The organism is Desulfobacterales bacterium, assembly GCA_028704555.1.
Lineage (GTDB): Bacteria > Desulfobacterota > Desulfobacteria > Desulfobacterales > JAQWFD01 > JAQWFD01.
This window is the reverse complement of the sequence record JAQWFD010000021.1, coordinates 63744-71074: the sequence shown is the minus strand read 5'-3', so window position 1 is coordinate 71074 and position 7331 is coordinate 63744. Positions and strand designations below refer to the sequence as shown.

At 48.2% G+C, this 7331-nt stretch carries 5 protein-coding genes; all 5 read right to left on the bottom strand.

All coding sequences use genetic code 11. The features are described 5' to 3' along the window. Positions 1-447: 447 nt before the first annotated feature. Complete coding sequence (gene msrB / locus PHQ97_09500; GenBank protein ID MDD4392965.1) at positions 448-1563, bottom strand: peptide-methionine (R)-S-oxide reductase MsrB; 1116 nt, start codon at positions 1561-1563, stop codon at positions 448-450. 775 nt (positions 1564-2338) lie between these two features. Further along, positions 2339-2836, bottom strand: coding sequence for a hypothetical protein (locus PHQ97_09495; GenBank protein MDD4392964.1), 498 nt, complete (start codon positions 2834-2836; stop codon positions 2339-2341). Between the two features lie 331 nt (positions 2837-3167). Beyond that, positions 3168-3356: a hypothetical protein gene (locus PHQ97_09490; GenBank protein MDD4392963.1), complete on the bottom strand. Its 189-nt coding sequence runs from the start codon at positions 3354-3356 to the stop codon at positions 3168-3170. 357 nt (positions 3357-3713) lie between these two features. After that, positions 3714-5024, bottom strand: coding sequence for an outer membrane protein transport protein (locus PHQ97_09485; protein MDD4392962.1), 1311 nt, complete (start codon positions 5022-5024; stop codon positions 3714-3716). Between the two features lie 356 nt (positions 5025-5380). Beyond that, positions 5381-7066, bottom strand: coding sequence for an energy-dependent translational throttle protein EttA (gene ettA, locus PHQ97_09480; GenBank protein MDD4392961.1), 1686 nt, complete (start codon positions 7064-7066; stop codon positions 5381-5383). Positions 7067-7331: the final 265 nt, after the last annotated feature.

The following is a 7331-nucleotide window of genomic DNA, read 5'->3' as shown; positions in this document are numbered from 1 at the left end:
CGGGCCCATGAAGCTAAAGCGCAAAAACTCGGCAAGCCTCAAACAGTTTGCGCTTTTTAACGCTTCATGGCCCCGACATCTTTTCCCCGGATCGCGCCATGTCGTACGCCGGCAACGGGCGGGACTCAGCGGCTGCGCACGGCAAAATATGGCCGCAGTTATGATCAAGCCCGAAATTCATTTCATGCAGAGCCGAAAAGATTTCAGATATTTTTTTGCGGCTCTGCGATTCGCGTGAAAACTGCTATTTTGCTTTCGGCTTGACTGGATCAAAAGAAGGCTATAAACGACTGCACCTTAAAAAATACGCGAGATCAGAATCTCGGAATCTGTTGCTTTAAAGATAACGCTGTCTTACTTAACATGAGAATGTATTTATCGCAAGCGGTTTTGACTTATGCCACCGGAAAGCAATTAAAATAAGTCTTTTAGCTGCACGTATTTATTCTACTTAAAAAGGCTTGTATACTGCCCGAACCCCTCTTTTTCCAGATCTTCTCTGGGGATGAATCGTAATGCGGCTGAATTGATGCAGTATCTCAGGCCTGTTGGCGGCGGGCCGTCCGGAAACACGTGGCCGAGGTGTGAATCGCCATATCGGCTCCTCACTTCGGTTCGCGCCATAAACAGTCTCCAGTCTGCCTTCTCCACAATATGATCGGCCTCCAGCGGTTGAGTGAAACTGGGCCACCCGGTTTCCGAATCATATTTATCCAGAGAGCTGAAAAGGGGTTCTCCGGAAACAATGTCAACATAGATGCCATCCCGTTTATGGCCCCAGTATTTGTTTTGAAACGCCGGTTCGGTGCCCCCATTCTGTGTGACCTCATACTGCAGCGGGGAGAGGCGTTTTTTCAATGTCTCCTCATCAGGTTTCGAGTAGCGGCTTTCCTTTGCCGGGATCTGGTTTGCCCCGTCATTTGCCCATATTTTTTTCAGGAACTGATCCCGTCCCGAACCGTATCGGTAATATTTATAGCGTATTCCATGGACATTATAATAATTCTGATGGTAATCCTCGGCTTCGTAGAACTTTGTAAACCTGACAATTTCGGTAACAATCGGCCGGTCAAAACGGCCGGATTCGGCAAGGGCCTGTCTGCTCGATTCGGCAATTTTTTTCTGTTCATCATCGTGATAAAAAATCATGCTCCGGTACTGGGGACCGCGATCCGCAAACTGGCCGTCGGGATCCGTGGGGTCCACATGCTGCCAGAAGGCGTCCATCAATTGCCGGTAGCTGATTCGGGAAGGATCATAATAGATCTGAACAGCCTCGACATGACCGGAGGTTCCGGCAGATACTTCCTCATACGTCGGTCGTTCCTTCTGTCCGCCGGTATAGCCGGATATGACCTTCACGACTCCGGGAATTTTTTCAAAATCAGCTTCCACGCACCAGAAACAGCCGCCTGCAACAGTGGCTATTGAGATTGTGTTTGATTTATCAGACATTTGCCCCCTCTCGTCTTTCTGTGAGATATCGGTATCCTGGCATCCGATCAGGTTCAGTAAAATGATAAATCCTGTCAACATGCCGGCAACACGGTATTTTTTCATCATTATGCCCCTTCAAATCGTTGAAAACCTGTTTTTTGCCTCCCTTTTTACCCCCCGGGCAACCCGACAATCCCGCCTATTGATTCCTCATCCTGTAATCAATCAGCGAGATACTGGCGGATGCCGTAAACGGTCCGGCAAGCCCGGCGCTGTTAAACTGCAGCCTCGACAGAGCCGTCCGGCTTCAAGAATCTGAGGGATCTTTGCAGAATCTGCCGGGAACTATAAGTGTATTCTGTTTTTCAGCATTTGCTTATGCAACGTCGGGGCAGATAATCGGACAAATATCTGTCGCCGAGATTGCCAGTCGTCTGAAATTCGATGAAGACGGGAAATGATGACATTTTTTGTTGATTCAGCTGATTGCGGGTGATGACGCATCTATCGATGCATACAGTGTCTGTTTAAAGCAGGGCGGATTTTATGTCTGCCGTTATCATAAAATTAGGATATAGTGAATGAAGATGTCAAATACAAATTGAAATGAAAGGATCAACGATGAAAAAATTATGTTTTTATGCTTTATTTTAATCTTCAGCATTCCGGCGATTTCGGAAGCACAGAATATCAAGGCGGATGCGGCGATTATTTGCAAGTTCGATTAATTTTACCGGCAGGTTGCAGACTGAGCAACGCTATGCTTGAGGGGCGTAAGTTTCTCTTTCTTTAAGCTATTCTAAGATAAAGACCTTTTGCCTTAAACGAAGTGCTCCTCCAGCGATAGCGCTCCTCAGTCAGCCCGCGGGGCGCTGATTTGTTCTGCCCCCGATTTTTTCAATTATTCCTCAGTTTTCCGATCAAGCACTTCAATGACAATTTTCGAGAGGAGAAAAAGAATTCCTGATTCTTCCTCTGACAAGGGTTCCAGTTCTTCATCTTCTGACTCTTCAACCAGTGCTTCCACCACATAGCTCATTAAATGGGGCTGTTGCATCAGCTGAGTTTCTGCTATCCTTTCGATGAATTTTTCATGGGTCCCCTCCAGTTTATCCATAAGGGCTTCGTTTTTTTCATGCACCTCGATGATTTCATCAAGTGAAATTTCCTCGATATTTTTTCCATAGGCCGCCTGAAAAGTCCTGTATATGACAAAAAACATGTAAAAGGACAGCTCCTGTACATCAGGGGACATTTCTTCGGTAAATTCGACTACAAACGAAAGAAGCTCCGGCTGCACATTGGCTATTTCCGCCAGCTTTTCGCTGGCTATTTCTTCCGTGAATTCGTCAAGTTCATCCAGGGTCTGGTCAATCTGGTTTTCAGATATGGGTTTCATGCTGTCTCTCTTTCTTTAAAGTAAGTGGGTTGTACGTATTGTATGAAATATGTTGAAGATGATAACGGCAGGTAGAGGAACAAGCCGGTTTGGAGCAGATTCCCATATCACCAAAACAGTCTTTAGTCATCTATTTCCGTTGTCCGTTTATCCGGATATTGCCACTGTAACCGGATAAACGGATTCCAAATTTTCAGCGCCACTTTATCGTTTAATCGCCTTAAATTCAAGATGCCTGAGAAAATATATCAGTTTTTACAGTGATTAAATGGAAAAGTCTATTTCCGGCTGATAGTGTCGGTGACACTGACAACGCCCGTTACCTCGACTGTCAGTCGGCCGGATAACCGTTCCAGCGTTTCGAACGGGAGTCGGGTTGGCGTTGCCGTCGTGCGTCTTTACTGGCCCGGCATCTCAGTTCGATCTGTTGTAATCCGAAGTCCCGTTTGCCGTTTTTCATTCCGGTAACCCGGTCCTCGTGCAGGATCGCCAGGTACTGAAACGCTCCTGAATCAGACAACACTTTTTCAACAGTCGCGGTTGCCTTCCGTACCGTGGCGACGCGACCGGGAGTGACTTCTCCGATGATCCGGGCGCCCAGGGCAGGTATACGGCAGACGGGTTCAGTCTGATTCGCAGTTTGTCAGTTCTATATCATATGTCAGGATTGGCTGAAAAGGCACACCGTCCGGAACGGAGCCGATTTTATGTCAACTGAATGAGAATGGTGAAGTAAAATCGGTTGAAACAGTATTGCGCAACCGGAAAGCAGGCATTTATGACTGCTGTAATCTACGACGGTCATAAATGCCTGCCCCTGATATCGAAATATGTGGATGCGTTTATGCGGGTGTTGCTCTGGCTTTTCAGAAATATATCAGAACGCACAGGATGCACTGACTCCGATCATTTTCGATCCGCCGTTTTCAAATGTTGCATCATAGACGTTATCATTATCCCAGGTCCGGCCGGTGATATACCGATCCTTTACGGTCAGGTAGGCACAGGAAATGTCATAGGTCCACTGGTTTCGGTGAAAACTGGCTCCCACGGTATATATCTGCCGATCGTTGGCCGGGACCGCGTAATCTACATATTCATCGGGGATAGGGGATTCGTCATTGACGTAGCCGGCCTGCAGATCCAGCCAGTCAAAAAGCGCGTACTCGAGCCCGACCTGGAACCGCCACGTATCCTCCCATCCTTTAATGCTGGTTCTGCTGCCGAGACGGTTTTCAAATTCAAATGTGAGCTGGTTATAGGCGCTCCATTTGGTGTGAACCGCGTCCACTTCAACCGTCAGCCGGTCAACGGGGGAAAACATGACACCGAGCGAAACAAGCTGGGGAATGGGTTCGGTGCCGCCAACCCCCGTATTGCTCTTCAGCGCTGATACCCAGGCTTCCGTTAAGGGTGAAGCGCCGGCCATCGCTGTATAATCCGCGTCTCCATCGACGGTGAGCGCAATCTCACTGCGGAAGGATGCTCCGAAAGCGAGCCGTTCAGAGGGCTTGTAATGCAGGGCAAAATTATAACCGTAATTCCAGCCGTCAGCCCGAACCTCGATTTTTACATCGTCGCCAGTTGCGTTTGTGAATTTGTCATAGGAAAAGTCGAGCCAGTCGGCCTCTACCCCGGCGGCAAAGGACAGATGGTCGGTCAGCTTTACGGCCAGGTTCGGGTTGAACGATAATGATTTGACCCCGGCGTAGGTGCAGTTGTACCGGCCGGCATACTCTTCTTCGTTCTCGAATTCAGTTCCGAGCCCGGCCCGGGAAAAAACTCCAAAACCGAGCCAGTATGTATCGTTGAGCTGGTGAGTATAGTACGCGTTGGGAATGAGCCAGGTATTGTCTGTTGCCTCGCCGTTGATCCCGTTTGCGCTGTTTTCGAAGTTGATATCGATGGTGGGGGTAATCACTGTCATCCCCGCCATGGTCTGTATGCCGGGCAGCTGCGTGATTCCGGCGGGATTGTAAGCCAGTGCCGACGGATCATCCGCGCGGCCGATCAATGCGCCGCCAAGCGCATTGCCCCTGGTTCCCCATTCATAAATTCCATAGCCGGCGCCAAAACAGGGAGCGGACAATGCGGACATAAAAAAGACGCACAGGATTACCGGTAACCATTTTTTTTTACTGACCATTGACTTGCTGAATTTCATCTTTCCCTCATCATAATAATGCATAAAAAAAATCCCGATACGTGATCGGGCAACCACAACCGTAATACGACTACTCGGACCCTTTTTTTAAAAAAATAAGGACTTGGTACACAGATGTATTTCTTTATACTGGTGAGTAAATAGAATTCAACTGTAAAAGGGACGAATTGTCTTTTTTGAGTGTAAAAGAATTGTAACAGGCAGATGAACAGTGATGAAAATGACAGGCAGGTGCCTTCGAGAAGGTTGTTATTCAAGGGGGTTGCGTTTTCGGCCAGATGAACCCCTTACGGAATACATCAGCCGTTTGGAACATGAAAGAAAAGGGCGGGCACGGGGGCCCGCCCCTGCGGAGGGTTGCGCGCTTTTTACCCCCGGCTTTATCCTCGGGTCAGTTGCCTGTATTTGATCCGGTGGGGCTGATCGGCGGCTTTGCCGAGTCGTTTTTTTCTGTCTGCCTCATAGTCTGAATAATTGCCTTCAAACCAGTTGACGGTACCGTCTCCTTCAAACGCAAGAATATGGGTGGCGATGCGGTCGAGAAACCATCGATCGTGACTGATCACTACCGCGCAGCCGCAAAAATTCTCAAGGGCTTCTTCCAGGGCACGCATGGTATTGACATCCAGATCATTGGTAGGCTCATCCAGAAGCAGCACATTGGCGCCCTGCTTGAGAATGCAGGCAAGATGGACGCGATTGCGCTCGCCGCCTGAAAGTATCCCTGTCTTTTTCTGCTGACTGGATCCGGGGAAATTAAACCGGGCCACATAGGCGCGTGAATTTACTTCCCGTTTTCCTAACTCCATTATGTCTTTGCCGCCGGAAATTACCTCCCATATGGTCTTTTCAGGCTCAAGGGTATCGCGTTCCTGATCCACATAAGCGAGTTTGACCGTATCTCCGATTTTAATGCTGCCGGAATCGGGTTTTTCCAGGCCGGTTATCAGCTTGAAAAGCGTGGTTTTGCCCGCGCCATTCGGTCCGATGATCCCCACAATACCGCCTGCGGGCAGGGCAAACGACATGCCTTCAAACAGGAGCCGGTCGCCAAAGGCTTTGCTCACATTTTCCGCTTCGATGACAATTTTTCCGAGTCGGGGTCCGGGCGGGATATAGATTTCAAGCTCTGTTTCCTGTTTTTCAGCATTCTGGTCCAGGAGCGATTCGTATGCATTGATACGCGCTTTTGCTTTTGTCTGGCGGCCTTTAGGGGACATGCGTATCCATTCCAATTCCCGCTGCAGGGTTCTTTGCCGCTCGGTCTCTTTTTTCTCCTCCTGTTTAAGCCGCGTCTGTTTCTGTTCAAGCCAGGAAGAATAATTTCCTTTCCACGGGATGCCTTCGCCTTTATGGAGTTCTAAAATCCAGCCCGCCAGGTTGTCCAGGAAATACCGATCGTGCGTTACGGCAATCACTGTGCCTTCATACGCCTGAAGATGATGTTCAAGCCATGCGACAGATTCAGCATCCAGATGATTTGTCGGTTCATCCAGGAGCAGAATCTCCGGTTTCTGCAACAACAGCCTGCAAAGTGCCACACGTCGTTTTTCGCCACCGGAAAGAACGCGGATGGGCGTGTCTCCCGGAGGACAGCGCAGTGCATCCATGGCCATTTCCAGTCGTGAATCAATGTCCCAGGCATCCAGATGATCGATTTTTTCCTGTAATTTGCCCTGACGCTCAATCAGTTGGTCCATTTTTTCATCGGACATGGGCTCGGCAAATTTTTCACTGATTTCGTTGTATTCGGCAACAAGATCAACTATTGCCTGCAGGCCCTCCTGAACAACCGCTTTGACCGTTTTATCTGCATCAAGGGCAGGCTCCTGTTCGAGAAATCCGATGGAGTATCCCTGCGACAGGATAACTTCCCCGTTATATTCCGGGTCGACACCTGCCATAATGCGCAAAAGGGAACTTTTCCCCGAACCGTTCAGCCCAAGGACACCGATCTTGGCACCATAAAAAAAGGAAAGGGATATATCTTTTAATACGGGTTTGCTCTGGTAAAACTTGCTGACGTTTATCATTGAATAAATAATTTTTTTTGAATCGTTACTCATGGGATAATTCCTCTGCTGGTTATATATAAATCGTTTTAAAAACGATAAATTTTCTGCCACAGTGTGTCCATCATAATGAGCGACCATCCGGAAATGGCTATTTTTTTCAATTTCTGCGGATGGCCCTGCAATATCATATTGTCTGTTAACATATAATCATTTAACAATAAAGCTTTTGATATTCGGATTGAACCGTGCGTATGTGCTTAATTGCTTTCGATTCAGGCGGTCTTCAGGTGTGACGTAAAGGGCGTTTAAAAATCGG

Coding starts and splice junctions, on each gene's coding strand:
- PHQ97_09485 (MDD4392962.1), bottom strand. CDS start 5,024: ATGCATTATTATGATGAGGGAAAGATGAAATTCAGCAAGTCAATGGTC.
- ettA (MDD4392961.1), bottom strand. CDS start 7,066: ATGAGTAACGATTCAAAAAAAATTATTTATTCAATGATAAACGTCAGC.
- msrB (MDD4392965.1), bottom strand. CDS start 1,563: ATGATGAAAAAATACCGTGTTGCCGGCATGTTGACAGGATTTATCATT.
- PHQ97_09495 (MDD4392964.1), bottom strand. CDS start 2,836: ATGAAACCCATATCTGAAAACCAGATTGACCAGACCCTGGATGAACTT.